This is a genomic window from Citrobacter sp. RHBSTW-01013, assembly GCF_013781985.1.
GTDB lineage: Bacteria > Pseudomonadota > Gammaproteobacteria > Enterobacterales > Enterobacteriaceae > Citrobacter > Citrobacter braakii.
Genome location: NZ_CP056185.1, coordinates 1,903,392 through 1,925,671 on the forward strand (window position 1 = coordinate 1,903,392; position 22,280 = coordinate 1,925,671).

A 22,280-nucleotide genomic window follows, 5' to 3' on the forward strand; every position below is an offset into this window, starting at 1 on the left:
AGATATGAAAGGATACGTATTTTTGATATTTTTGCTGCTGTCATCCTTTGGTGCTGATGCCGGGTGTACATTTCAGACGAAAAATGGCGGGTTAACGACAATTAATCTGGATATGACATCTGGAACAGCAACAAATCAAATTAATCTCAGTTCCAGTGGCAACATAGTGTGTACAGCCAACAGTGATAGCTTATATTATACAACACCGCTCAAGGATTACATTGTTGCAATTCAGGGAGGCAGCGGCAAGAAGGTTTTAATTAATATCAATCTGACCAGCAATGATTTTCCAGTAAGTATTGGTAAGAAAACGGTTAGTGCCAGCGAAGCGCTGGATACCAAAAATTTCACCATCTCAGCAAGATATGTAAATTCAGGGACTATTAAGCAGACAGTATCCGGTGATGCGTTTAGTCTGAGCGACCCGGCAGTAAGTATTACCTCTGATAATTCTTGTACTTCAAACTGGTTAGCTTATCTTTATTGCTGGGTTACCGGACGTTTATCGAGTAATTCAGCTTTTACACAGAATTTAAGCTTTACAGTAACGCATAAACCCACCACGTGTCAGTTTTCATTACCCCGCTACGAAATTAAAATGCCAGATACCACATTGAATGAGATGCTCACGGTTAATAATACCAAATCGGGTTCCACAAATCTGGTATTGAATTGCGAAAGTATATATAACGTTACCACCAATCCCGTCACTTTTAAGGTGGTGCGCGGTGACTGGGATGAAAGCGGGAAAATACTAAAAAACACGATAGCAAATGGCGCCAAAGGGGTGGGGTTCCAGATATATAATGGCACCGCGACTTCTCCCCTAAAACAGGGGGATAATCTGATGAACAGAATGACCAAACTGGAAGCAATCAGTAATCAGTACACTTTCCCTATCACTGCGAAATATGTTCGCGTGACAGGGGAATCATTACTGCCTGGTGAAGTACAAAGTAAAGTAATATTTGCAGTATCTTATGACTAATTGATTTGCGGGTATTTCACGTACTTTCTTGCTGAAAGTACGTGTTTTTTCTATTAACGATGATAAAAAATCTCGCCGTCGTAGGCTTTAATGATCTTACCGTCAGCATCGTTGATTAGGACGTACGCACCACCCATGTAGGTCCAGTGGGTACCGGCGGTAGGTGCTGGCAGGTTGCGTTGGTTCCATTGCTTAATCGCATATTCGTCAGTACGGTACAGCGGTGGGACCGTGTCACCAGGTTTAAAATGGGTAAAGTCGGCGATGAAACCGCTCAACTCATACTTATCAATTCCGGTGGGAGCAGCTGTTGCGGCCGGCGCGGCCCAGACGACGCTGCTTGCAAGCAGGAGTGCACCCAGCAACATTTTATTCTTCATACCCATCCTCTTTACCTGTTCGGGTCATCAACATCAGTCGTGTATCATTCCTGGCTTATAGGGCATCTGACAAGAACTTTTTTGTGTTCACGCCAGTCATTTCGTAAAAAGTGTAAATGAATGTACAGAATAGCTGCAACCTTACCCCGTAATTTCGTGGAGGGCCATGGTGCTGCGCTAATTTACATCATCAAGCGTAGGCAGTATTCTGTTACCGAAACTTGTGTTTCAACGACTCGGGGTGCCCCATCGCTGATGGGCTGAGAAATACCCGTACCACCTGATCTGGATAATGCCAGCGTAGGGAAGTCTGACACTGCTCGTGTCCCTTCTTCGCGCGGGCAGGAGCTGAACCATGCAGCCTGACCTGCACAGCCGCACACTCGCGGCTCACACCTTACACCAATTTAGAACGCTTTCCCCTCTCACACACTGCATGACCAACGAGGTCGTGCAAAGCTTTACGGCCAATACGTTGCTGGCGCTGGGCGCATCACCTGCAATGGTAATCGAGCCTGAGGAAGCCAGTCAGTTCGCGTCTATTGCCAGTGCATTACTGATTAATGTCGGCACCTTAACCCGGGAACGGGCTACGGCGATGCGCGCCGCAGTTGAGCGGGCACAACTTGCTAAAACCCCGTGGACGCTCGATCCCGTTGCCGTGGGGGCGCTGGAGTTTCGTCGTCGCTTCTGTCTGGATTTGTTGGCGCTACAGCCTGCAGCTATCCGCGGCAACGCTTCGGAAATACTGGCTCTGGCGGGTATGAACGGCGGGGGACGCGGCGTGGATACGACCGATACGGCAGCCGCTGCGCTTCCCGCAGCGCAGGCACTGGCTCGTCAGGTTAGGACCATTGTCGTGGTTACCGGCGAAATTGACTATGTCACCGATGGTCAGCGTACCGTCTGCGTGAACGGGGGTGACTCGTTGATGACGCGCGTGGTGGGCACCGGATGCGCGCTGTCGGCGGTCGTTGCGGCCAGTTGCGCCCTGCACGGTGACCGGCTTGATAACGTCGCCTCCGCCTGTAGCTGGATGAAACAGGCCGGACAAATAGCCACTCAACAATCAACCGGACCGGGCAGTTTTGTCCCGGCATTTATCGACGCCCTCTATAACCTGAACGCGCAGGAGCAACTATGAAACGGATTAACGCATTAACCATTGCCGGAACCGATCCAAGCGGTGGCGCAGGTATTCAGGCCGATTTAAAAACGTTCTCGGCGCTTGGCGCTTACGGCTGCTCGGTTATCACGGCGTTGGTGGCGCAAAATACGCGCGGGGTGCAGTCGGTGTATCGCATTGAACCTGACTTTGTCGCCGCACAGCTGGATTCGGTGTTCAGTGATGTGCGTATCGACACCACTAAAATCGGTATGCTGGCGGAAACGGATATTGTTGAAGCGGTCGCCGAACGTTTGCGTCGCCATCGGGTGCAAAATGTCGTGCTGGATACCGTGATGCTGGCGAAAAGCGGCGATCCGTTGCTGTCTCCTTCGGCGGTTGAAACGCTGCGTACCCATTTGCTGCCGCAGGTTTCGATTATCACCCCAAATTTACCCGAAGCTGCGGCGCTGCTCGGGGCTCCCCATGCGCAGACTGAGCAGGAGATGTTAGAGCAGGGAAGGGCGCTGCGGGCGCTGGGTTGCGAGGCGGTGTTGATGAAAGGCGGTCATCTGGAGGATGCGCAAAGCCCCGACTGGCTCTTTACCCGTGATGGCGAGCAGCGTTTTACCGCGCCAAGGGTGATGACCAAAAATACCCACGGTACTGGCTGTACGCTATCGGCGGCGCTGGCGGCGCTGCGTCCGCGCCATGACAACTGGGCACAGACAGTGCAGGAAGCTAAGTTGTGGCTTTCAGCGGCATTGGCGCAGGCCGACACCCTGGAAGTCGGTGAGGGAATTGGTCCGGTGCATCATTTCCACGCGTGGTGGTAATGAGTATACTGGCTGCAGAAACGGCTGCAGGAAAAAGATAAATGGAACAAGCGCATACCCAGCTTATCGCGCAACTGAATGAACGTATTTCCGCGGCAGATAACACGCCGCTGTATATGAAATTTGCGCAAACGGTGAAAAACGCTGTGCGTAGCGGGATTCTGGAGCATGGAAACATCCTGCCCGGCGAGCGCGATCTCAGCCAGTTGACCGGCGTTTCGCGAATTACGGTTCGTAAGGCGATGCAGGCTTTGGAAGAAGAAGGCGTCGTGACGCGCGCCCGCGGTTACGGGACGCAAATCAATAACATCTTCGAGTATTCGCTAAAAGAAGCGCGTGGTTTTTCACAGCAGGTGGTGTTGCGCGGTAAAAAACCAGATACGCTGTGGGTTAACAAGCGGATTGTGCCTTGCCCGGAAGATGTAGCGCAGCAGCTGGCTGTTGCCACGGGGAGTGACGTCTTCTTGCTCAAGCGCATTCGCTACGTAGATGAAGATGCGGTTTCTATTGAAGAGTCATGGGTTCCTGCCCATCTAATCCATGACGTGGATGCCATCGGCGTTTCACTGTATGACTATTTTCGCAGCCAGCATATTTTCCCGCAGCGCACGCGCTCACGTGTCAGTGCCCGAATGCCTGACGCAGAATTCCAGGCGCACATTCAAATGGACAGCAAAGTGCCGGTGCTGGTGATCAAGCAGGTAGCGCTTGACCAGCAGCAACGGCCCATTGAATACAGCATCAGCTATTGTCGAAGCGATCTATACGTGTTTGTGTGCGAGGAGTAACGCCTCGCGCGTAGGGGCGCAATCGCCCCCGCGATGCCCTACCACCCAGGACGCCACGGCGTTTCCAAGCAGTACCGCGTCAGCCAGCGACCAGCCAGACGCCAGTCCCGCCAGCATGCCGCCAGCGTGGCTGTCACCAGCGCCAATGGTATCAACGACCGCTGTCGAAAATGCCGGTACGCAACCGGAAGTTTGTGTGCTGAAATACCACGCACCGTCTTTATCGTGGCGTACCACCACCGGTGTGGCAAAACGTTGCACCCATTGTGCGCCAAAACCTTCTATATCCTGGCTTAATGCAAACCGCTCGGCGGCAATTTCCGCCTCCTGCCGATTGAGCGATACCAGTGGACGGCAGGCTATAATTCTTGCCAGTAAGGGCTCGGGAATGTCGCTGATGCGTGGGCCAAAATCGATAAACGGCGTCACTTCCTCCAGCCCTTCCAGCCAATGCACCAGCAACTCACCACACGGAGAGGCTAACTGATAGCCCGAGAGATAAACCAGGCTGTGACGTGGGATCTCCAGCTGTGCCAGCCAGTCAGCGTTCCACTGATTTTCGACGCCACTAAAGGACATAAAGGTACGTTCGCCATCCGGCTCGACCAGAGCCAGACACCAGCCGTTATCGCCTGCGGCGTTATCGATCAGGCTGTGCAGTCCCTCTTTTGCCATCCGGTTGCGGATAATATCGGCCCACACTCCCTGACCCAGCGGTAAAGCATTACTGGCGTCGATACCTAACCGCTTGAGTGCTACGGCGATATTGAGCGCGCAGCCGCCAACGTTCACCCCTTGCTGTTTGAGTTCAATGTCACATCCGCGCCAGGGAAGGGCATACGCATCGGCAATGACATCAATCACCGCCGCACCCACCACCGTAACGGGTCGCTGTGTGCGTAACTGCGGGAGAAGTTGTTGCAGACGCGTGGTGCTCATAGTGCCTCCCGCTGCTCGCGCAGTCGCATCAATCCACTGGCGTAGCGGATAAAGTCTAGCTGATTTACCGCATCGAGCTCATGTTTCAATGCCGGATTAATCGCACTTACGCCGTGGAGCGCGCCACAAATGGCAGTTGCCATCGCCCCGATGGTGTCGGTATCGCCCCCGAGGTTCGCGCACAGAATGGCGCAGCGGTTAGGATCGGTCTGCGCCAGCTCAACCATAGCGATGGCGCAAGGCACGGATTCAATGGTACTGGTTCCGGCCCCCACAACCTGATACAACTGCTCGCAGGCAGACTCAATGCCGTCAGCGTTACGGACAATTTTCAGCGCCAGTTCAAGGCGTGCAGAGAGCGATGCGCTAAAGGTAGTGATCCTTTTTTGCTGCGCATGCCGGGCAATGGCTGGCAGCGCGTCGACAATCTCTGACCATTTTCCGCCATCGATAGCGCGTGATACCGCCCACGCGACCACCACTGCGCCAGCGATAGCCAAATCCGATTTATGCGTCGGGCTGGAGGCTAATGCCACATCATCGATAAAGGCATCGAGATCGCGCGCGGGGAGCAGGCATCCCAGCGGTGAAACACGCATTGCCGCTCCGTTGGTAACGCCGTTATTTTCCAGTTCGGCGACAGGTTTGCCGTCGCGAATGGCTTTTAGCGCAATTTTTGAGGTCGGGCCGAGCACGTTTTTATTAAAAGCATCAAAACGTTCGGCCCAGGCCAGAATATTGCGGCCAATAACGTCGGGTACAATCTCTCCGTCGCACTCAAGCAGGGCATCAGCCAGACACAGCGCCATGGAGGTGTCATCAGTGAACTCCGCCTGGTTAAAATAGCAGGCGGCATTATTCTCCGCAGGGCCGGGCAAAAAACGGTCGATCCAACCGAAATGGGCTTTAACCCGGGTTCTTGGCCACAGTTCCGACGGCATACCCATCGCATCCCCTAACGCCTGCCCATAAAGAGCACCGAGAATACGTTCTGCTTTCATTTTACTTCCCCTTGTTTCAACGCTACATCGCGATCGTCCACCTTAATGGCGGTGATTTCTTTATCTGACTCGCGAAAGAAAATCATAAACATTACGGCAATGACGGCGATCATGACCGCGCCAAATCCCCACATGCCAGCCCAGTTAAAGGTAAGACCATTCACCGGTTCCTGATAAGCAAACATTTTTTCCATCATCACGCCGCCCAGACGATAACCGAGCAGGCTACCGAATCCCTGACAGCAGAGGGTGATAAGCCCTTGCGCCGCGGTGCGCATATGTACGGGCGCTTTTTTATCGACATAAATGTAGGCTGTGACGTAGTAGAAGTCGTAACTGACGCCGTGCAGCAGAATGCCGAGAAACAGCAGAGCGTAAGTGAAATATTCTTCCGCGCCGCCGTAAACGAAAAATCCGTAGCGGATAGCCGCAGTAATAAGACCAAGCAGCAATACCTTTTTAATGCCAAAGCGTTTGGTGAAAAACGGTAGCGCCAGCATAAAGAAGATTTCAGAGAACTGGCCCAGCGTCATCCAGCCGGTGGCGTTTTTCATCCCGACTTCTGTCAGATAACCGTTGGCGAAGATGTAATAGAACGCCAGCGGCATCGCGAACAGAAAAGAGCAAAAGAAAAAGACGAGGAAGTTCTTATCCCGCAGCAGGATCAGCGCATCCAGACCCAGCATGACCTTGAAATCCATTTTGCCGGTACTTTTCGGCGGCGTATCCGGTAAAAAGAACGCAAAGACGCCCAACAGAGCGGAGCTTCCGGCAGTGATTAGCAGAGGAATATTGGTAGGGGAGATGTCACTATAGCCAAGCATTTGCGGTAAGAAACCGCAGGCCAAACCAGAGGCGATCCAGCCAATGGTTCCCATCACACGGATGCGCGGGAAATCACGCTCAACGTCACTGACGTTGGCAAAAGCGATACTGTTGGTCAGCGCAATCGTCGGCATATAGGTCAACGAATAGGCCAGTAACAGCGGGAAAAATCCGCTGAAGGTGGTTTGCTGGGCGGCGAAGTACATCAAAATAGCGCCGACGAACATCAGCACCGCCAGCACTTTTTGCGCGGAGAAAAAACGGTCAGTGACAGAACCGACCAGGATGGGCGACAGGATCGCGGCAATTGCGGTACAGGCGTAGGACCAGCCGATCTCCCCGGCGCTAAAGCCACTTTTACTCAGCCACAGCCACAGCGGTACAAACCAGGCGCCCCAGATAAACCACTCTACAAACATCATGAACGACAGCTTAACTGTAGTTTTCATCTTTAAATCCTTCATGACAGGTAAGGTACGCACTGATAGTACCATTCGATAATACCTTTAAAATACCTTTGAGGTCTAAATTTGACCGCCTTAACATTATTTCTTCCTGAATCGAGCCAGCAGAAGTTGCTGAAAAGTGCGCTAAAGATGGAAAAAAAACGCAGTCGGTACCAGGCTTATTGCTGCCCGCAACAAAGCGGGTCAGGACAATCCACATTCCGGTTTCAAATCGGAACTTACGGGAGCATAGCTATGACTGATATTGCGCAGTTGCTTGGCAAAGATGCCGACAACCTTTTACAGCATCGTTGTATGACCATTCCTTCTGACCAACTTTACCTGCCTGGACATGATTACGTCGATCGCGTGATGGTGGATAACAACCGTCCGCCAGCGGTGCTGCGTAATATGCAAACGCTGTATAACACGGGCCGACTGGCCGGGACAGGTTATCTGTCAATTCTACCGGTGGATCAGGGCGTGGAACACTCCGCGGGGGCATCGTTTGCGGCTAACCCGCTGTACTTTGATCCGAAGAATATTGTGGAACTGGCTATCGAAGCAGGGTGTAACTGCGTGGCATCGACCTATGGCGTGCTGGCTTCCGTCTCCCGTCGCTACGCGCACCGCATTCCGTTTCTTGTAAAAATTAACCACAACGAAACGCTGAGCTACCCCAATACGTTTGACCAGACGCTGTATGCCAGCGTAGAACAGGCATTCAATATGGGTGCGGTTGCGGTAGGGGCAACCATCTATTTCGGTTCAGAGGAGTCCCGTCGCCAGATTGAAGAGATTTCTGCGGCGTTCGAGCGTGCTCATGAACTGGGCATGGTCACCGTGCTATGGGCGTATCTGCGTAACTCCGCGTTTAAAAAAGATGGCGTGGATTACCATGTTTCCGCCGATCTCACCGGGCAGGCTAACCATCTGGCAGCCACTATCGGGGCGGATATCGTTAAGCAGAAAATGGCGGAAAATAACGGCGGGTATAAAGCAGTCAACTTTGGCTACACTGACGATCGCGTTTACAGCAAGCTGACCAGCGACAACCCAATCGATCTGGTGCGTTATCAACTGGCGAACTGCTATATGGGGCGCGCCGGATTAATTAACTCTGGCGGTGCGGCTGGCGGCGAAACCGATCTGAGCGATGCGGTACGTACGGCAGTGATTAACAAACGTGCTGGCGGCATGGGGCTGATTCTTGGACGAAAAGCATTCAAGAAAACCATGGCTGACGGCGTTAAGCTGATTAACGCCGTGCAGGATGTTTATCTGGACAGCAAAGTCACCATTGCCTGATTCCAGTTGGGGTGTCGTCGTGTTAACGCAGTAGCGGACAACCCGGCGGCAGTCTGCAACGTAGCGCTGCGGGCAGGATTTCAATATGAAATTCTTGTCCGCTAAGCGGTTCGCCATCGAGATTAAACGTAATTTCGTGCGGGGCGCGGATATCAAACCACGATGATGCGCCTTCGATGATGTTAGGGTTGTCTTCGGATTGCGTTAACGCCGAAAGCAGCCCTGGCAACAACTCTTCGCCGGTAAAAATACGCAGTTGCAGCAGACCATCGTTGATCAGGGCCGTCGGGCATAGCTGTTGCCCACCACCGGCCTGACGACCATTACCGATACCAATGACCAGCGCCTTACCCTGCCAGTGAAAATCTTCCCCACGAATGTCGCAGATGTCGGGTTTGAGCGTATCCATGCGCATTAATCCGTGAATAAAGTACGATACGCCACCTAATGCGGCCTTGAGTTTTTCTGGCGTCTCGCTGGTGATGCGTGTGCCGAAGCCGCCGGTCGCCATATTGATAAAACAGGTTTTATCATTGACCTGAACCATATCGATATCAGTCGCATTTCCGGCGATAGCCAGTTTTAACGCTTTATCAAGGGCGTCGGGTATGCCTACGCTGGTTGCAAAATCATTCGCCGTTCCCAACGGTAAAATACCTAGCGCTGGGATATTGCCGCCCTGCGACTGGATCAGCGCCGTCGAGACTTCGTTAATTGTGCCGTCGCCGCCGCCGGCAATCACCGTTGCAACGCCTAACTGGCGAGCTTCATCAACGTAGCGTTGGGCGTCGCCTTTTTCCCAGGTAACGCGAACATGGATTTCCACGCCTTCATCGCGTAGCTCTGCAATGACATCACGCAGGGGGAGATTATCAGCACTTTTTCCGTTGAGGATCAGTAAACTGGCAGGGAACGCTATCATCCGTTTGCCTCACTTTTTTTCGTTTTAACAAGTGTACGCCAGGAATGGGTTTATGGCGTAAGAACTGACTGAAAGCGAAGGCGAAGAGATAAAAAAAGCCGCAGGATGCGCAATACTGTTCAGTTAAGCATTATGGGGAACATGTGATTCTTGCTCAGGGTTCCGTGCACCTCGGCGGTAGCAATTCTCTGAAGCGCAGATACCCGTGAACGTGCAAGGGAGGCTCACCGCCGCCTCCCTTGCAACCCAGGCTCCCGGCGGGAAAATCGTCGCTGCGCGATTCATTTGTCTTATGCCGTCTGCCTGTCGGGTCGGGGCCGGGCCTGCGTCCCTGCAGGCCGTCCCCTCTGCCCGCATCCCTGCGGGCAGACCCGGTCAGCCGTCAACGCCTCATCGATTTTCAGCCGGACCGGGGTCATCGCTGCAACGCGCTGACTTCCAGTTAACTCTGTTTTGCTATTCAGATAAAAAACGCAGGTGGTCAGGTGTGGGCTGGTCCGGCTGAAAATTGCCGACGTGTTTCCGTAAGGCCGGGAGAACCCGCAGGGATGCGGGTTCAGGGCGCGTTTTGCAGGGACGCTGCCTCGCGTCCGGCCCGGTAGCCTGGAGGAATAAACGGAGGGGACCACGAAGTGGCAATTTTCCCGCCGGGAGCCGGGATTGTAAAGGGCGTGGCGGAGAACGCCCTTTACACGTTCACAGGAATCGGTGTTTCAGAGAAACGATGCACATGAGGTGAACGGAACTCTTACCGTGAGATAGCATATTCATAACTTCTGCCAACACAGGTGATGCTTTCTGAAACTGAGGCGTTAACTGAACCGCATTACGCAGAATGCGGCTTTTCAGATTGGGCGGACGTTACTGTGGGAACCACTGATCGCTGATTTTTTGGTACGTGCCGTCAGCTTTGATTGCGGCCAGCGCGCTATTCAGTTTTTCCAGCAGGGCTTTGTTATCCGGGCGAACCGCAATGCCAAGACCAGTACCGAAGTATTGTGGGTCGGTCACTTTGTCAGTGGCTACACCTAACTGCGGGTTGGTTTTCAGCCACTCGTTAACCACGGCGGTATCGCCAAATACGCCATCAATACGACCATTTTTCAGGTCGATAATCGCATTCTGATAGCTGTCGTAGGCCACTGTTTTCACTTCAGGGTGTTTGTCCTGCAGGTATTTCTGGTGCGTGGTGCCGTTTTCCATGCCAATGCGTTTCCCTTTCAGGTCGGCAAAGGTTTTATAGGTGTCTTTTTTCGCAATCACCAGCGCGGAGTTTGCATAGTAAGGCTGAGTAAATGCCACCTGCTTGCTACGCTCAGGCGTGATGTCCATTCCGGAAATCACCGCATCATATTTTTTGAATTTCAGCGCGGGAATCAAGCTATCAAAAGCATGATTGGTGAAAGTACAGTCAGCCTGCATTTGTTTGCACAGTGCCGTTGCCAGGTCGATGTCAAAACCGACAATTTTATTGCTTGCATCCAGTGACTCAAATGGCGGATAAGTCGCGGATACACCGAAACTAATTTTATCAGCAGCTGAGGCGCCAGCGGCGAAAGTAGCAAGTAATGCGGCCAGTACTAACTTTTTCATGGTGGAACTCCCGTCTGTCAATCTTATGATTATTTACCGTGTCTGCGGCGTGAATTAACAATGCCATTTAATGAATTTATATGCAATAAAAATGATTAAATATTTTTAAAGATATAAAAAAAGACGGACAATTTAGGTTGTTGTCCGTCTTTTTTATTTTGGCTTTATGCATATTCACCGGAGAGTGTACAACGGAAGACGAATCGTAGCCTGATAAGCGTAGCGCCATCAGACACAAAAACCGATTTAATTCCGGTGTTCAAACGCCAGCGCTTTACGTTCGATCAAGCGCATCATCAGCGTCAGCAAACCGTTGACGATCAGGTAAATCACACCCGCCGCGCCGAAAACCATGACGTCATAAGTGCGACCATACAGCAGCTGACTATAGCCCATGACTTCCATCAGCGTGATGGTGTATGCCAGTGAGGTACTTTTAAACACCAGCACCACTTCGTTGGAATACGAGGAGAGGGCGCGTTTAAAGGCGTACGGCAACAGAATCGCCAGCGTATCCTTCTTACTCATCCCCAACGCTCCACAGGACTGCCACTGGCCTTCCGGGATTGCGCGGATAGCACCGTAGAACAGTTGAGTGGTATAAGCCGCACTGTTTAACGATAGCGCAATTAAGGCGCACAGCCACGGTTCAGAGAGCAGGTGCCACAGTACCGGATACTCCTGTAGCGTCGGGAACTGCCCTGGCCCGTAGTAGATCAGGAAGATTTGCACCAGCAGTGGAGTACCGGTAAACAACGTGATATAGGCGCGAACCAACCAGACCACAATCGGCGTTTTTAGCGTCAGGATGACGGTGAAAACCAGCGCCAGCACCAGAGCAACCACGATGGAGGCGACCGTCAGCGTCAGGCTGGTATGCAGCCCTTTTAACAATTCAGGTAAATACTCAAGCATCAGCCTGGTCTCCGCTCAAATCGTGTCGCGCGCAGGTCAATGCGTTTGAGAATGTACTGACTCACCAGCGTAATCACCAGGTAAATAGCCGCCGCCACAATGTACCAGGTAAACGGCTCCTGGGTACGGGTGGCAATGCTCTTGGTTTGCAGCATCAGATCGTTCACGCTGATAAGGCTGACCAGCGCGGTATCTTTCAGCAATACCAGCCACTGGTTACCCAGTCCCGGCAGAGCGTGACGCCACATCTGCGGCATCACCAGGCGGAAGAAGATCGCGGCTTTAGACAAACCCAACGCCTGACCTGATTCCCATTGTCCGAGTGGTACGGCCTTCAGCGCGCCACGCAGCGTTTGCGACGCGTAAGCCGCATACAGCAATGACAGCGCAATTACACCGCACAGGAACGGGCTGACGTCGAAGTTTTCGATCTGCATCTGAACCGGGATTTGTACAAACCCGAGATTGATCGTAAAGCCATCGGCCAGCGTCAGCAGCAGCTGTGAAGAGCCGAAATAGATGAACAGAACCACCAGAATTTCCGGCAGACCACGCAGGATGGTGACCAGAGCTGAACCCGTCCATGCCACTGGACGCCATTTCACTGACTCCCAGACGGCAAAAAACATGGCGAGCGCGAGGCCAATAATCAGCGCACAAACGGCAAGGCCGACGGTCATCCCGGCGGCGCTTGCTAAAGGAAAAAATTCATTCATCAAGTATTACTTCTGGAACCATTTGTTGTAGATGGTCTCGTAAGTCCCATCTTTCTTCACTTTTTCCAGCGCAGCGTTAAATTTCTGCTGCAGCTCGGTATTGCCCTGGCGCACAGCGATGCCCAGACCCGTACCGAAGTAATCTTTATCCGTCACTTTGTCGCCAACTGCGGCCAGCTTTGGATTGTCTTTCAGCCATTCGGTCACCACTGCGGTATCACCAAATACGCCGTCAATACGACCATTTTGCAGATCGAGTTTGGCATTCTGGTAGCTGTCATACGGTACGGTGGTCACTTCCGGATGTTTATCCATGATGAATTTCTGGTGCGTAGTACCGTTTTGTACACCGACTTTTTTGCCTTTCAGCTGGTCAATGCCGGTGTATTTACCCTGTTGGCCAACAAACAGGGCAGAGTTGTCGTAATACGGGGTGGTGAACAGAACCTGTTTTTCACGCTCTGGCGTGATGTCCATACCGGCCATCACCGCGTCAAAACGACGGAATTTCAGGCTCGGGATCAGGCTGTCGAAGGCCTGATTGGTGAAGGTACAGGTCGCGTCAATCTCTTTACACAGCGCATTCGCCAGATCAACGTCAAACCCTACGATTTTGTTATTCGCATCAATAGATTCAAACGGAGGATAAGACGCTTCGGTGGCGAAACGGATGGTTTGGGCTGCGGTAGCGGAAAGGCTAAAACCTGCGATTAGCGCGGCAATCAGAACTTTTTTCATTGTATTGTCCCGAATCTTAGTGAGAGAGATAGTTTTTAAACGCTTCGGTTTGCGGGTTGGCAAAGCAGCTCGCATCCCCAAACTCGACGATATGACCGTTTTCCATATACACCACACGGCTGGCCGTTTTACGTGCAACTTCCACTTCGTGGGTGACGATCACCTGAGTAATGTTGGTTTCCGCCAGTTCACGAATGATGCTGACGATTTGGGCCGTAATTTCCGGATCAAGCGCTGCGGTAGGTTCATCAAACAGCAGCACCTGCGGCTCCATCATCAACGCGCGGGCAATGGCCACACGCTGTTGCTGGCCACCGGAGAGATGCAGTGGGTAGCGATCGCTGTACGGCTTCAGGCGCAGACGTTCCAGCAATTTTTCGGCGCGTGCCAGCGCTTGATCTTTTGTCAGACCCAGTACGCGGCAGGGCGCTTCAATCAGATTCTGCACAACCGTGAGATGCGGCCAAAGGTTGTATTGCTGGAAGACCATGCCCACGTTCTGACGCAGCTCCCGAATGGCTTTGTCTGACGGGGTCTTCGTGAAGTCGAAACGGTTACCCGCAATAGAGAGTGTGCCCGAGCGCGGCATCTCAAGCAGGTTGAGTACGCGCAGCAGCGAGCTTTTCCCGGCTCCACTAGGGCCAAGTAACACCAGTGTTTCACCCTGAGGGCAATCCAGCGTGATATCGAACAGCGCCTGATGTGCGCCGTAGAAGCAGTTAATGCCGTTTAATTGAATACTCATTGACACTCGATACTGGCAGTCTGATAGCTATTGAAGCCGCAGATACTACCTTTGACAGAATAGTTATGCAATATTTATGCGTTAAAAGTTAAATGCAAACCGCATTCTTATCTAAACATAGCACAAAATAGCGGGGCCACCAGTGGGCAAGAATAATTGTCGGCATTCTATGCAGAATGCCAGACAATTTATGGGGGTTATGATTCAGGCGGGTGAATGGGGCGGTTAGCGGTTTTCGACAGACTGGCGCAGCGTCCCGGCTGGCGTGTGTACGCTGCCGCCCAGATAGCGGACATCGTCAACTACCCAGCACTGGCCTTCGCGGATCATCAGAACTTCATCACGCCAGCTTTGGTCACCCTGTTTAAGCTCTACGCGCAGCGGAATGTTGCGTGCATCACTATTCGGAATGGTCGATGCGCTGGCGACGCTGGCACTGTCCGGTAACGTAGCGCGACTAGAGAACGGATCGCTGTTAAACAGATCGCGATGCGCGTTATCACGGCTGGCATCGTTCAGCAGTTTCGCCAGGTTGTCGCTGAGGTACGGACGAAGGGGGGTAATGTCATTGTTTCGGTGCTGAATACGGTAATCATAGAATTGTTGAGCCACGCTGTCTGGCCCGCCTTCTATGCATGAGCCGCTACGCGTCCCGTTATCTTTGTAGGCCGGCGTTACGGTAGTACAGGCGCTGAGAAGTAGTGCACATGGAACCAGCAGAGAGAGTTTCGAGTAGCGCATAATGATTTCCTTATTAGCTTTCTACTATTAGTGTTCTACGTTGATTTACATGTCATACTTCAAGTTGCTTGTGCGTTGGCTACGTGCGTTCACCCCAGTCACATAGTTATCTATGCTCCTGGGGATTCACTCTCTTGCCGCCTTCCTGCAACTCGAATTATTTTGTGTAAAGAATATATCCTTTCAATGATAGTGGATCGGTTCGATAATGCTTTTGAGATCGTGCTCTTAGCGCAAAAAGGAGATTAACCATGCAGTTTTCGACAACCCCTACGCTGGAAGGGCAGAGCATCGTGGAATACTGCGGTGTTGTGACTGGCGAAGCCATTTTAGGCGCGAATATCTTCCGCGATTTCTTCGCCGGCATTCGCGATATCGTCGGCGGTCGCTCCGGCGCGTATGAAAAAGAGCTGCGTAAAGCGCGTGAAATTGCCTTTCAGGAGCTTGGTGAACAGGCAAAAGCGCTCGGTGCTGATGCGGTAGTCGGTATCGATATCGATTACGAAACCGTAGGCAAAGACGGTAGCATGCTGATGGTGAGCGTCAGCGGCACCGCGGTGAAAACTCGCCGATGAAGCGTCTGCTGTCTCTGCTGGCATTAACGCTGCTGCTGGTAGGATGTGCTGGCGAAAAAGGGATTGTCGACAAAGACGGGTATCAGTTAGATACCCGTCGTCAGGCGCAGGCTGCTTACCCGCGCATTAAAGTGCTGGTTATCCATTACACGGCCGATGATTTCGACTCTTCTCTGGCTACGCTGACCGATAAAAACGTCAGCTCGCACTATCTGATCCCGGCAGTGCCGCCGCTCTACCACGGCAAACCGCGTATCTGGCAACTGGTGCCGGAAAAAGATCTGGCCTGGCATGCGGGGATTAGCTTTTGGCGCGGCGCTACGCGAATTAACGATACCTCGATCGGCATTGAGCTGGAAAACAGTGGCTGGCAAAAATCGGCGGGCAGCAAGTATTTTGCGCCGTTTGAACCCGCGCAAATTCAGGCGTTAATCCCCTTGGCGAAAGATATTATTGCCCGTTATGACATAAAACCACAGAACGTGGTGGCCCATGCGGATGTCGCACCGCAGCGCAAGGACGATCCAGGTCCGCTGTTTCCATGGGAAAAACTGGCCGCTCAGGGAATTGGCGCGTGGCCGGATGCTCAGCGGGTGGCGTTTTATCTTGCCGGGCGAGCGCCCGATGCACCGGTAGAAACCTCATCATTGCTCGATCTGCTGTCGCGCTATGGTTATGAGGTAAAACCTGAAATGACGCCGCGTGAACAGCGGCGGGTGATTATGGCCTTCCAGATGCACTTCCGCCCGACGTTGTGGAACGGCGTGGCGGATGCAGAAACTCAGGCGATTGCCGAAGCGTTACTGGAGAAATACGGGCAGGGTTAACGCGGCAGCTTGCCGTGGTCACGCAGCCAGGCCGCGGTACGCTCAATCCCTTCATCCAGCGTCACAACGGGCTGATAACCTAATTCTTCCTGAGCGCGGGTGGTATCCAGCGTAAAGTCAAAATTCAGCTTCGAGACGCCGTAATGCGTAAGCTTTGGCTCTTTCGCCGATTTATTGCCTAACCGCTCCATGCTGCGGGCAATCATGTCCAGCATCGGGTAGGGTACGGATCGGATACGACAATCAATATTTAGCTCGTCGATGAGTTTCTGCACAATACTGCGCAGGGTGCGATGCTCGCCGTTGGTAATGTTGTACGCACGACCCGACGGCAGATTATCGCAGGCTTGCTGACTTGCCAGCCACATCGCGTGCACCGCATTCTCGTAGTAGGTCATATCCACCAGCGCACTTCCGCCGTGCGGCAACAGGATGCTGCCGTAGTGGTACATCATATGGGCCAGGCGCGGGATAAAGACTTTATCGTGTGGTCCGAACAAGCTTTGCGGACGCAATACCGTAAAACGGGTCTGCGGGTTGGCCTGTGTCAGCAACGCAATCACATCTTCGCCAGCCGCTTTACTGCGGGCGAATTCATTGGCAAAGCGTTGGGGGCGGAAGTCCTCTTTGATATCGCGATGGTGGTGATAATCAAAATAGAGCGACGGTGATGAGATATGAATGAAGTTACGAACGCCCCAGGCCACGGCCCACTCGCCCAGACGGCGGGTTGCGCGAACGTTGGCCAGATCGAAGGCTTCCTGAGTTCCCCATGGTGAGGTAAAACTGGAGCAGTGCCACAGCGTATCGATACCGGCGAGCATCACTTTTGCCTGCGAAGAGACCAGCTCGGTCAAATCGGCATGCACAAACTCTGCGCCCATTTTCTCCAGCAGCTTGCCCATCGCTTCGTTGCGACCGGTAGCTCTGACGCTGACGCCTTTGCTGCATAAAAACTCAACCGCGTTTCGGCCTAAGCCGCTGGTGGCTCCGGTAACCAGTACCTTCATATCAATCCACTGTGTTTAAAAAACGTCGTGCGCATTCTTCCGTGAATTTCGTCTGTATGCAATGGGAAACATGAAAGAATACAGGCTCTTTTTATCATGAGTCTGTGATTTGTTCTGCAAGTTTAGCAATACGCTTCGCCATCCCTCTAAAAATGAACAGATGCGCCGGGATCATCAGCAGCCAATAGAAGAGGCCTGGCATGCCGTGCGGATGCCACCAGGCGCGGACATCAATGCGTCGGTGGTCGCCTTTATCTTCCAGCGTGAAGCTCAGTCGACCCAATCCTGGCGCTTTCATCCCAAACAGCAGCGTCAGCTGTTTTTCTGGCTCAACGATGATAACTTTCCAGCTATCAACGGTATCGCCAACCTGCAACAGAGAGTGTTGCGGTCTGCCTTTTGCCAGCTTATGGCCGACCAGCAGGTCCAACGCCGCGCGCGTTTTCCATAAAATATTGCCAAAGAAATAGCCTTCTTTGCCGCCGAGGCGATTCACCACCTGCCACAGCGCCTGCCGACTGGCGGAGGTTTCAACGCTAAAGCCAGCTTGTTTAGCGAAATAGCCATATTCGGGGCGCCAGCGGGCAAATGCCTGCGCGTCGTAACCCCAGTCGCTGGAATTGACCAGCTTCTCTTCTTCTTTCAACGTGCTGCGCACCGCGTCATCAAAGGCAATCAGCTTTTGCGGGATCAGCGTGCGTAATTCGGTGTCATCGGCCAGCAGGTCGTGTTTTAACCCCTGTATCAGCGCTTTGGCCGTGGTCGGCGGCACTGACGTTATGACGTTCAAAAACCAGACCGAAATCCAGCGGGTAGGAAAGGGGACAGGGATGAGCAGGCGATGTTTACCGCTGACCGCCATAAAATGCTCGAACTGCTCCTGATAGCTCAATACCTGCGGCCCGGCGGCTTCGAGTACGCGGTGTTGGCGTGTAGGATGATCCAACAACGCCACCAGGTAGTACATTAAATTCTCCAGCGCGATAGGCGTGGTACGCGAGCGCACCCAGCGCGGAGGGGTGAGTACCGGCAGGTTGTAGACCATGTCGCGCATCACTTCAAAGGCGGCAGAACCTGCCCCTACGATAATACCCGCGCGCAATTCGGTCATTGGCACGCCTGATTCGCGCAGGGTGTCCGCGGTTATCTGTCGCGCACGCAGATGATCGGATTGTTCATGCCGGGGAGCCTGTAATGAGCTCAGGAAAATAAGCTGTTTGACTGGCGTATCACGTAGCGCATCGCGCACGTTCATTGCTACCTGGCGCTCATGGGCGATAAAATCACCGCCTTCTCCCATGCCATGGACCAGGTAATAGACCGTATCAACGCCGGTCAGCAGCGGTGTTAGGTTATCTGGCCAATTCAAATCGACCTTATGGCAACTGACGTTGGCCAACTGCTGCTTTTCCAGCCGCTCGATGCGGCGTGCCGCAGCCAGCACCTGATGCCCTTGCTGACTGAGCGCCTGTACCAGATGCTGACCAATGTAGCCACTGGCGCCAAGAACCAAAATCCGTTGCGGCACGCCCATCTCCTTAGCGGGTTAAAAAAGCGCGCCAGTGGGCGACGACTTCAGCAAGCTGTTCACGCGATACGTCCAGATGCATCACCAGACGCACAATCGGCGAGGCGTTAATCAGCACGCCTTGCGCTTTCATGTACTCGCCCAGTGCCGCAGCGTGTTCTTCGCCAACGCGGACAAACAGCATGTTGGTGTCGTGGCGCATGACGTCCGCTCCTGCTTCGCGCAGTTGTTCCGCCATCCAGGCGGCGTTGTCATGGTCTTCTTGTAAACGCGACACGTTATTTTTCAGCGCATACAGTCCGGCCGCCGCCAGAATACCGGCCTGACGCATTCCGCCGCCGGTCATTTTACGCCAGCGAATGGCGCGCTTGATGTACTCGTGGCTGCCGACCAGCAGTGAGCCTACCGGCGTTCCTAAACCTTTGGAAAGACAAATGGTGAATGAATCGCAGTATTGCGTGACATCTTTTAACTCACAGCCATAGGCGACGATGGCGTTAAAAATACGCGCGCCGTCGACATGCAGCGCAAGATTGCGCTCACGGGTAAATTCCCAGGCCTCTTTCAGATACTCGCGTGGTAGCACTTTGCCGTTGTGGGTGTTTTCCAGGCTGAGCAAACGCGTGCGGGCAAAATGGATATCGTCCGCTTTGATTTTTGCCGCAACTTTGTCCAGCGGCAAAGAGCCATCCGGCATGGCGTCGATAGGTTGCGGTTGAATGCTGCCGAGCACCGCTGCGCCACCCGCTTCGTAGAGATAGTTATGCGCGCCCTGACCGGCTATATACTCTTCGCCGCGCTGACAATGGCTGAGGAGAGCCACCAGGTTCGCCTGAGTACCTGTGGGTAAGAAAATTGCGGCTTCTTTGCCAGCAAGCTCGGCTGCGTATTGCTGGAGGGCATTAACGGTAGGGTCATCACCGTAGACGTCGTCCCCGACCGGGGCGGCCATCATCTCTTCGAGCATGGCGCGACTTGGTCGGGTGACGGTATCACTGCGTAAATCAATCACGGGCATTCCTTTTTAAGTGAGGTAATGCCCTCTGTTTTACCTGAGCCAGTTAGTTTTCGCCAGTTCGATCACTTCATCACCGCGCCCGCTGATGATTGCGCGCAGCATATACAGGCTAAAACCTTTAGCTTGTTCGAGTTTGATCTGCGGCGGGATCGCCAGTTCTTCTTTCGCGACGACCACATCGACCAGCACCGGACCGTCAATCGACATCGCCCTTTGCAGCGCTTCATCAACCTCTGAGGATTTCTCCACGCGAATGCCCGTGATGCCGCAAGCCTCGGCAATCCGTGCAAAATTTGTATCGTGCAGTTCGGTGCCGTCGGTCAGATAACCGCCAGCTTTCATCTCCATCGCCACAAACCCCAACACGCTGTTGTTGAAGACAATAATCTTCACCGGCAGCTTCATTTGCACAACCGACAGAAAGTCGCCCATCAGCATGCTAAAACCGCCGTCACCGCACATTGCGACAACCTGACGTCCCGGTTCGGTCGCTTGCGCGCCGAGCGCCTGGGGCATGGCATTGGCCATCGACCCGTGGTTAAACGAACCGATCAGACGGCGTTTACCGTTCATTTTCAGATAACGTGCCGCCCACACCGTTGGCGTGCCAACGTCGCAGGTGAAGATGGCGTCGTCAGCGGCAAAATGGCTGATCTGCTGCGCCAGATACTGCGGATGAATGGCTTTATCGCTGGGTTTGGCTAAATCATCCAGCCCTTTACGCGCCTCACGATAGTGTTCCAGCGCTTTATCCAGGAACTGCCGATCGGTTTTTTCTTCCACCAGCGGCAGCAGGGTGCGGAGTGTGGATTTAATATCGCCTACCAGCGCCATATCAACTTTACTGTGCGCGCCAATGCTCGCCGGATTGATATCAATCTGAATAATCTTGGCGTCGGTGGGGTAGAACGGGCGATAGGGGAACTGGGTACCGAGCAGGATCAGCGTGTCGGCATTCATCATGGTATGGAAGCCGGATGAAAAGCCGATCAGCCCGGTCATGCCCACGTCGTAAGGGTTGTCGTACTCCACATGCTCTTTACCACGCAGGGCGTGCACAATCGGCGCTTTTATTTTAGCAGCAAACTCAACCAGTTCTTTATGCGCACCGGCGCAGCCACTGCCACACATCAGGGCGATATTACTGGAGTAGCGTAGCAGTTGCGCTAGTTTTCTGAGCTCTTCTTCTTCCGGAGTGACCACCGGGAGCGGCGCATGATACCAGTGAGTGCTGGCGCTTTCAGGTGCTGGCTTCAGCGCGACGTCGCCGGGTAATACCACCACGGAGACGCCGCGGTTGAGCACCGCTTTACGCATGGCAATTGCCAGCACCTGTGGGATCTGTTCAGGGCTGGAAACCAGCTCGCAATAGTGGCTACATTCGCGAAACAACTCTTGCGGGTGGGTCTCCTGAAAATAACCGCTGCCTATCTCACTGGATGGAATGTGTGCAGCAATTGCCAGCACCGGGACGTGGTTGCGGTGGCAATCAAACAGGCCGTTAATCAGGTGCAGGTTGCCTGGTCCACACGAGCCTGCGCAGACGGCCAGTTCTCCCGTCAACTGCGCTTCAGCTCCCGCGGCGAAGGCCGCAACCTCTTCATGACGGGTTGGCATCCAGTCAATCGTTCCCATACGATTCAGACTGTCACTAAGGCCATTTAGCGAGTCACCCGTCACACCCCAAATGCGTTTAACGCCAGCTTGTTCGAGTGTTTTAGCAATAAAAGCGGCAACCGTTTGTTTCATGGTTTTCCTTCTCCTTTAATGTGATACCGGTTACAAGTTTAGATGAAGATAATAGTTATGCTTATCATTACCTCTTATTTCCGGCAGGTTTCATTAAGCCTGTATTAAGCGTAGTTTGTTATTGGATATGGTGAAAAAAGGAATAAATTCAAATGGTTATAAAACTATTAAATACAGTTAACCGGGTACTGACTCATGAAGATTTTGGCAAGTTTTTGTTACGTATTGCCGTGGGGGGATTAATGCTGTTTCATGGGCTGCATAAACTGTTCGCGGGTATTGATGGCATCAGTGGCATGCTGATAGCGAAAGGTTTCCCCGGCTTTATTGCGTATGGCGTTCTGCTGGGAGAGGTTGTGGCACCGTGTCTGATTATTCTTGGGATCCTGACGCGTCCGGCGGCGTTGGGGCTCGCGTTTACGATGGTGGTGGCATGGCTGATGGTCGGGATGGGTGAAACCTGGTCACTGAATAAAACCGGCGCATGGGCAATTGAAAGTCTGGTGTATTTCTTCATCGGCGCTCTGGCCGTGGCATTTTTGGGCGCGGGGCGTTTCTCCGTTGCCGGAAACTCGGCCTGGCGATAG

23 protein-coding genes and 1 riboswitch are annotated in these 22,280 nt (G+C 53.1%); of the genes, 8 read left to right on the forward strand and 15 right to left on the reverse strand.

The features are described 5' to 3' along the window. Positions 1-4: 4 nt before the first annotated feature. Complete coding sequence (locus HV350_RS09205; RefSeq protein WP_181630299.1) at positions 5-988, forward strand: fimbrial protein; 984 nt, start codon at positions 5-7, stop codon at positions 986-988. A 53-nt stretch (positions 989-1,041) separates the two neighbouring features. Here HV350_RS09205 and HV350_RS09210 read toward each other — a convergent pair whose 3' ends face one another. Next, positions 1,042-1,374, reverse strand: coding sequence for an RcnB family protein (locus tag HV350_RS09210; RefSeq protein WP_019077205.1), 333 nt, complete (start codon positions 1,372-1,374; stop codon positions 1,042-1,044). 221 nt (positions 1,375-1,595) lie between these two features. Beyond that, a riboswitch (TPP riboswitch) is annotated at positions 1,596-1,692 on the forward strand. A gap of 31 nt (positions 1,693-1,723) precedes the next feature. Between HV350_RS09210 and thiM the strand changes: the two genes are divergently transcribed. From thiM to HV350_RS09225, 3 genes are read left to right on the forward strand one after another with little or no spacing between them, the layout of a single operon-like run. Continuing rightward, on the forward strand, positions 1,724-2,512 hold the full coding sequence (gene thiM, locus HV350_RS09215) for a hydroxyethylthiazole kinase (protein WP_181630300.1): 789 nt from the start codon (positions 1,724-1,726) through the stop codon (positions 2,510-2,512). Next, positions 2,509-3,309 (forward strand): bifunctional hydroxymethylpyrimidine kinase/phosphomethylpyrimidine kinase, encoded by an 801-nt coding sequence (gene thiD / locus HV350_RS09220; RefSeq protein WP_016156956.1) that lies wholly within the window; start codon positions 2,509-2,511, stop codon positions 3,307-3,309. The genes thiM and thiD overlap by 4 nt, the downstream gene beginning before the upstream one ends. A 41-nt stretch (positions 3,310-3,350) precedes the next feature. Beyond that, a complete protein-coding gene (locus tag HV350_RS09225) occupies positions 3,351-4,097 on the forward strand; it encodes a GntR family transcriptional regulator (RefSeq protein WP_065554089.1) in 747 nt (248 codons plus the stop codon). Here HV350_RS09225 and HV350_RS09230 read toward each other — a convergent pair. From HV350_RS09230 to HV350_RS09240, 3 genes are read right to left on the reverse strand one after another with little or no spacing between them, the layout of a single operon-like run. Then, positions 4,071-5,036, reverse strand: coding sequence for a PfkB family carbohydrate kinase (locus HV350_RS09230; protein ID WP_181630301.1), 966 nt, complete (start codon positions 5,034-5,036; stop codon positions 4,071-4,073). The two genes, HV350_RS09225 and HV350_RS09230, sit on opposite strands and share 27 nt — an antisense overlap. Continuing rightward, positions 5,033-6,037 (reverse strand): ADP-ribosylglycohydrolase family protein, encoded by a 1,005-nt coding sequence (locus tag HV350_RS09235; RefSeq protein ID WP_019077202.1) that lies wholly within the window; start codon positions 6,035-6,037, stop codon positions 5,033-5,035. Before HV350_RS09235 ends, HV350_RS09230 begins: the two co-directional genes overlap by 4 nt. Next, entirely contained in the window at positions 6,034-7,311 is a 1,278-nt protein-coding gene (locus HV350_RS09240) for a nucleoside permease (RefSeq protein WP_016153674.1), read from the reverse strand. The genes HV350_RS09235 and HV350_RS09240 overlap by 4 nt, the downstream gene beginning before the upstream one ends. Positions 7,312-7,563: 252 nt before the next feature. Between HV350_RS09240 and fbaB the strand changes: the two genes are divergently transcribed. Next, positions 7,564-8,616, forward strand: coding sequence for a class I fructose-bisphosphate aldolase (gene fbaB, locus HV350_RS09245; protein WP_016153672.1), 1,053 nt, complete (start codon positions 7,564-7,566; stop codon positions 8,614-8,616). Between the two features lie 22 nt (positions 8,617-8,638). Here fbaB and yegS read toward each other — a convergent pair whose 3' ends face one another. The 7 genes from yegS to HV350_RS09280 all read right to left on the reverse strand — a co-directional run bounded on the left by yegS (position 8,639) and on the right by HV350_RS09280 (position 14,986). Beyond that, the gene (yegS, locus tag HV350_RS09250; protein ID WP_046275436.1) at positions 8,639-9,538 is read right to left on the reverse strand and encodes a lipid kinase YegS; all 900 of its coding nucleotides are present in this window, start codon (positions 9,536-9,538) and stop codon (positions 8,639-8,641) included. 861 nt (positions 9,539-10,399) lie between these two features. Continuing rightward, complete coding sequence (gene artJ / locus HV350_RS09255; protein WP_016153670.1) at positions 10,400-11,131, reverse strand: arginine ABC transporter substrate-binding protein ArtJ; 732 nt, start codon at positions 11,129-11,131, stop codon at positions 10,400-10,402. Between the two features lie 246 nt (positions 11,132-11,377). Next, positions 11,378-12,046 carry an arginine ABC transporter permease ArtM gene (gene artM / locus HV350_RS09260; RefSeq protein WP_016153669.1) on the reverse strand — a complete coding sequence of 223 codons (669 nt, stop codon included), beginning with the start codon at positions 12,044-12,046 and terminating at the stop codon, positions 11,378-11,380. Continuing rightward, positions 12,046-12,762: an arginine ABC transporter permease ArtQ gene (gene artQ / locus HV350_RS09265; protein ID WP_016153668.1), complete on the reverse strand. Its 717-nt coding sequence runs from the start codon at positions 12,760-12,762 to the stop codon at positions 12,046-12,048. Before artQ ends, artM begins: the two co-directional genes overlap by 1 nt. Before the next feature lie 6 nt (positions 12,763-12,768). Next, positions 12,769-13,500: an arginine ABC transporter substrate-binding protein ArtI gene (gene artI / locus HV350_RS09270; protein ID WP_016156951.1), complete on the reverse strand. Its 732-nt coding sequence runs from the start codon at positions 13,498-13,500 to the stop codon at positions 12,769-12,771. 16 nt (positions 13,501-13,516) lie between these two features. Continuing rightward, entirely contained in the window at positions 13,517-14,245 is a 729-nt protein-coding gene (artP, locus tag HV350_RS09275; RefSeq protein WP_016156950.1) for an arginine ABC transporter ATP-binding protein ArtP, read from the reverse strand. A gap of 225 nt (positions 14,246-14,470) precedes the next feature. Next, positions 14,471-14,986, reverse strand: a complete 516-nt coding sequence (locus HV350_RS09280) for a lipoprotein (RefSeq protein ID WP_181630303.1) — start codon at positions 14,984-14,986, stop codon at positions 14,471-14,473. 251 nt (positions 14,987-15,237) lie between these two features. Here HV350_RS09280 and HV350_RS09285 point away from each other — a divergent pair, with 251 nt between their 5' ends. Beyond that, the gene (locus HV350_RS09285; RefSeq protein WP_001160725.1) at positions 15,238-15,561 is read left to right on the forward strand and encodes a heavy metal-binding domain-containing protein; all 324 of its coding nucleotides are present in this window, start codon (positions 15,238-15,240) and stop codon (positions 15,559-15,561) included. After that, positions 15,558-16,388 (forward strand): N-acetylmuramoyl-L-alanine amidase, encoded by an 831-nt coding sequence (locus tag HV350_RS09290; protein ID WP_181630306.1) that lies wholly within the window; start codon positions 15,558-15,560, stop codon positions 16,386-16,388. The genes HV350_RS09285 and HV350_RS09290 overlap by 4 nt, the downstream gene beginning before the upstream one ends. On the opposite strand, the gene HV350_RS09295 is transcribed toward HV350_RS09290, so the two are convergent. From HV350_RS09295 to poxB, 4 genes are all read right to left on the reverse strand, one after another. Next, positions 16,385-17,398 carry an NAD(P)-dependent oxidoreductase gene (locus tag HV350_RS09295; RefSeq protein ID WP_016153664.1) on the reverse strand — a complete coding sequence of 338 codons (1,014 nt, stop codon included), beginning with the start codon at positions 17,396-17,398 and terminating at the stop codon, positions 16,385-16,387. The two genes, HV350_RS09290 and HV350_RS09295, sit on opposite strands and share 4 nt — an antisense overlap. A gap of 94 nt (positions 17,399-17,492) precedes the next feature. Further along, the gene (locus HV350_RS09300; RefSeq protein WP_016156947.1) at positions 17,493-18,926 is read right to left on the reverse strand and encodes an SDR family oxidoreductase; all 1,434 of its coding nucleotides are present in this window, start codon (positions 18,924-18,926) and stop codon (positions 17,493-17,495) included. Between the two features lie 10 nt (positions 18,927-18,936). Next, positions 18,937-19,938 carry a low-specificity L-threonine aldolase gene (gene ltaE, locus HV350_RS09305; RefSeq protein ID WP_016153662.1) on the reverse strand — a complete coding sequence of 334 codons (1,002 nt, stop codon included), beginning with the start codon at positions 19,936-19,938 and terminating at the stop codon, positions 18,937-18,939. A gap of 36 nt (positions 19,939-19,974) precedes the next feature. Then, entirely contained in the window at positions 19,975-21,693 is a 1,719-nt protein-coding gene (gene poxB, locus HV350_RS09310) for a ubiquinone-dependent pyruvate dehydrogenase (protein ID WP_016156946.1), read from the reverse strand. Positions 21,694-21,845: 152 nt separating this feature from the next. Between poxB and HV350_RS09315 the strand changes: the two genes are divergently transcribed. Beyond that, positions 21,846-22,280 carry a DoxX family protein gene (locus tag HV350_RS09315; RefSeq protein ID WP_181630308.1) on the forward strand — a complete coding sequence of 145 codons (435 nt, stop codon included), beginning with the start codon at positions 21,846-21,848 and terminating at the stop codon, positions 22,278-22,280.

Bases quoted from the DNA above. Each gene is read 5' to 3' on its own strand.
- HV350_RS09205 (WP_181630299.1), top strand. From the start codon at position 5: ATGAAAGGATACGTATTTTTGATATTTTTGCTGCTGTCATCCTTTGGT.
- HV350_RS09210 (WP_019077205.1), bottom strand. From the start codon at position 1,374: ATGGGTATGAAGAATAAAATGTTGCTGGGTGCACTCCTGCTTGCAAGC.
- thiM (WP_181630300.1), top strand. From the start codon at position 1,724: ATGCAGCCTGACCTGCACAGCCGCACACTCGCGGCTCACACCTTACAC.
- thiD (WP_016156956.1), top strand. From the start codon at position 2,509: ATGAAACGGATTAACGCATTAACCATTGCCGGAACCGATCCAAGCGGT.
- HV350_RS09225 (WP_065554089.1), top strand. From the start codon at position 3,351: ATGGAACAAGCGCATACCCAGCTTATCGCGCAACTGAATGAACGTATT.
- HV350_RS09230 (WP_181630301.1), bottom strand. From the start codon at position 5,036: ATGAGCACCACGCGTCTGCAACAACTTCTCCCGCAGTTACGCACACAG.
- HV350_RS09235 (WP_019077202.1), bottom strand. From the start codon at position 6,037: ATGAAAGCAGAACGTATTCTCGGTGCTCTTTATGGGCAGGCGTTAGGG.
- HV350_RS09240 (WP_016153674.1), bottom strand. From the start codon at position 7,311: ATGAAAACTACAGTTAAGCTGTCGTTCATGATGTTTGTAGAGTGGTTT.
- fbaB (WP_016153672.1), top strand. From the start codon at position 7,564: ATGACTGATATTGCGCAGTTGCTTGGCAAAGATGCCGACAACCTTTTA.
- yegS (WP_046275436.1), bottom strand. From the start codon at position 9,538: ATGATAGCGTTCCCTGCCAGTTTACTGATCCTCAACGGAAAAAGTGCT.
- artJ (WP_016153670.1), bottom strand. From the start codon at position 11,131: ATGAAAAAGTTAGTACTGGCCGCATTACTTGCTACTTTCGCCGCTGGC.
- artM (WP_016153669.1), bottom strand. From the start codon at position 12,046: ATGCTTGAGTATTTACCTGAATTGTTAAAAGGGCTGCATACCAGCCTG.
- artQ (WP_016153668.1), bottom strand. From the start codon at position 12,762: ATGAATGAATTTTTTCCTTTAGCAAGCGCCGCCGGGATGACCGTCGGC.
- artI (WP_016156951.1), bottom strand. From the start codon at position 13,500: ATGAAAAAAGTTCTGATTGCCGCGCTAATCGCAGGTTTTAGCCTTTCC.
- artP (WP_016156950.1), bottom strand. From the start codon at position 14,245: ATGAGTATTCAATTAAACGGCATTAACTGCTTCTACGGCGCACATCAG.
- HV350_RS09280 (WP_181630303.1), bottom strand. From the start codon at position 14,986: ATGCGCTACTCGAAACTCTCTCTGCTGGTTCCATGTGCACTACTTCTC.
- HV350_RS09285 (WP_001160725.1), top strand. From the start codon at position 15,238: ATGCAGTTTTCGACAACCCCTACGCTGGAAGGGCAGAGCATCGTGGAA.
- HV350_RS09290 (WP_181630306.1), top strand. From the start codon at position 15,558: ATGAAGCGTCTGCTGTCTCTGCTGGCATTAACGCTGCTGCTGGTAGGA.
- HV350_RS09295 (WP_016153664.1), bottom strand. From the start codon at position 17,398: ATGAAGGTACTGGTTACCGGAGCCACCAGCGGCTTAGGCCGAAACGCG.
- poxB (WP_016156946.1), bottom strand. From the start codon at position 21,693: ATGAAACAAACGGTTGCCGCTTTTATTGCTAAAACACTCGAACAAGCT.
- HV350_RS09315 (WP_181630308.1), top strand. From the start codon at position 21,846: ATGGTTATAAAACTATTAAATACAGTTAACCGGGTACTGACTCATGAA.